General features: G+C 43.1%; 1 protein-coding gene. It reads right to left on the bottom strand.

Translation table 11 applies throughout. The annotated features are described in order from the left end of the window. Positions 1-315: 315 nt before the first annotated feature. Positions 316-1470, bottom strand: a complete 1155-nt coding sequence (locus AC27JR_RS16970) for an IS110 family RNA-guided transposase (RefSeq protein WP_076920576.1) — start codon at positions 1468-1470, stop codon at positions 316-318. Positions 1471-1579 lie beyond the last annotated feature (109 nt).

Raw genomic sequence — 1579 nt, forward strand, 5'->3', positions numbered from 1 at the left:
GCGTTGGTATGACTCCCACTGTCAAGTTAAGCCACACTGATCCCTGCCTAACTTTTTAAGCCATAATTACTTCAGCTCGAATTAGAGCGAGTTAATACATAGGATGAAGCAAGTAATGTCGTCGGTTATCTTGCTGATATTCGTTGGTTATTACTATTTCTAGTAACAGAGCAGACCTTACTTATTTCGTCGTAGCACCTGTCTTCAGTCTATGTTCGTGGTTCAATGCAGCGTTAGCTGCAATGCCATCCTAACGCCGTCGGTGGTTGTGCCACACCCGATGCTTGATCCCATGCACTAACTCTAATTCGTTTATCATGCGGGTACTCTTGCCAATCTAAGTTTTGCGTTCACTGGCGTAAGCACCACTTCTTTTGCAATTGCCCATATGTATGCAATCATTTCTCGGGCAATGGCGGTGACAACCAGGTTGTAGTGTTTTCCTTTGGCTATCATTTTTTTATAGCGCTTGCAGAGCCTAAGTTGTGCTTTCCATGCAATATCAATAATGTCCTTTGGTAAACCTTCTTGTCGTTTTTGCATATCTGTGGATATATTTGCCGCATACCGGTAAGTGTGTGCACCTTCAACGAGAAGACGCCTTGCTCGGCTGTTTCCGCATTTTGTGATGGCGCCAATATGGCGTTTATCACCACTCGAGTGTTCACTAGGTACAAGACCGAGATAACTCATTAATTTACGGGGATGGTCGAAGCGCGATAAATCGCCAAGCTCAGCCACAACGCCAGTGGCGACCAACAAACGAACACCACGCATAGCTTGTATTGCTTTTACTACAGGGTAATATCGCCATTGATGGACGTGATGTGTTAGCTCATTGTCTAGCCGTTCAAGTCGGCTTATTCGTTCATTAATCGTGTGTAAAAACTCTTGTAAAACGATGTGCTGCGCGGGATGTGGCAACACAAGCTCAGTGAGCCAACGTAAATGCTTTTGTGACCAATTTGCAGTGCCTTTGTAATTAATATTATTGCGAAGCAGCAACGCCTTTAATTGATATTTGGCATCTTTTAAATCCTTCATGGCTATTTCGCGTGCGCGAGATAAATCGCGTACGGCTTCATCTTCAGGTTCTGGAACATAAATAGGTGTTAAATCTTCAGATTTAAGTAATTTAGCAAGCTTAAGGGCATCACGTTTATCTGTTTTAATTTTCTCACCAGGCTTTTTAGGAATAAGAGAGGGTGCAACCACATAACAGCAATGGCCAAGGCTGGTAATTAATCGGTAAATCCAATAACCACAAGGACCTGCTTCATAGACAAAGTGTAGCGTTGCGCCAGGGTATTTAGATTCAAACTGACGAACAAGCTTTTGAACGGCCACTTTGGAAGACGAAATTCGGCCAAGGTGCACAGGTTGAGCCCCCCTATGTTCTTCAATATAGGCGACTTCATTGAATTCTTTATGAGTATCAAGTCCGATAAAAAGTATGCTATGTTTGTTCATGTTAGCCTCTGCTGTTTAGTTATTTGACAAACTAATTATGGCTCTGGCTTTGAATTAAGCTAACCCACGAAAAGCGGAGGCTAACACCGTGTGGGAGTCATTATGTCTA

This window comes from Pseudoalteromonas sp. NH0006-26 (assembly GCF_057552415.1).